The organism is Escherichia sp. TW14182 (assembly GCF_000208525.1).
Lineage (GTDB): Bacteria > Pseudomonadota > Gammaproteobacteria > Enterobacterales > Enterobacteriaceae > Escherichia > Escherichia ruysiae.
The window spans coordinates 1-1,065 of sequence record NZ_AEJZ01000173.1; the positions used below are offsets into that span (position 1 = coordinate 1).

General features: G+C 46.1%; 2 protein-coding genes. Both read left to right on the top strand.

The genetic code is table 11. The annotated features are described in order from the left end of the window. Positions 1-338: 338 nt before the first annotated feature. A complete protein-coding gene (locus tag EQY_RS0115080; RefSeq protein ID WP_001003170.1) occupies positions 339-542 on the top strand; it encodes a hypothetical protein in 204 nt (67 codons plus the stop codon). Between the two features lie 5 nt (positions 543-547). After that, positions 548-1,065: head maturation protease, ClpP-related (locus tag EQY_RS0115085; protein WP_024212603.1), on the top strand; the 518-nt coding region annotated here is incomplete at its 3' end.

Sequence of the window (1,065 nt, forward strand, 5' to 3'; positions counted from 1 at the left end):
GGGGATGCGGACGCGCAGAAAACGGCTGGTTTTTGCATTTTCATGGCGGCGGCAGCATGTGTGATAATTAATTGATAATTAAAAGTTATTTCTGTTTTCACCTGTACAATCTTTTTTCTCCCCATGTCATCAGACCAGTTTGCAATTAATTGAAATATATAAACAAATTTGTTTTTCACCTGCCAGATGGAGCTGCCTATGTCAAATGTGATTGGGATTGGTGATGTTTATCACTGGTGCACAAAAATGAATGTTGCATATTTTGCAATGCAATTGATCATCATTGCATTTTGATCAACACTGCACACTTCAAATATCAGTCTGAAACGAGGTGTTACGTGAACGAAAAGAAAGCTGTATCGGTTTATCTCGACAATGAAACGGCGCTTGCCCTGTACCGTTTGCGCGAAGATATTCGCAAGAAAAATGCAGAAACGGGAATGGATCTTCCCACGCCAACAGTCGGCTGGCTTGCCCGTTCATTGTTGCGTCAAAGCCTGGGAATTAAGGCAGACAAAAAAGATTTGCCTCATGAGGGGTAAGGTTGATGGAAATTTCATTGTATGAGCCAATCGAAGGCGTAACCGCAAGACAGTTTCGCGATTCACTTATGGCAGCAAAAGGCCCGGTTACGGTTGCCATAAACAGCGGTGGCGGAAATGTAACTGACGGCATGGCGATGTTTAACGCCCTGCGAACGTACAAAGGCCACACGGTCGCAAGAATCGACGGTATCGCTGCATCAATGGCTACCATTGTTGCGCTCGGTGCCCGGCGTGTCGTGATGGCTGATAACGGCTGGTGGATGATCCATAACCCGTGGGGCGTTTTTGTTGGTGAATCGGAAGATCTCCGCAAAAAAGCCGACATGATGGAAAAAATCGGCAAGGCAATGCTTGATACCTACGTTGCCAAAACCGGATTACCGGAATCAGAAATCAAAGCCATGATGGACGCTGAAACATGGCTGACGGCTGAGGAAGCGAAAGAAAAAGGATTCATTGATGAAATCTATCCGGCAGAGGGACAGGCATTAGCTATGGCCCCTGGTTGTGGTTCACTGGT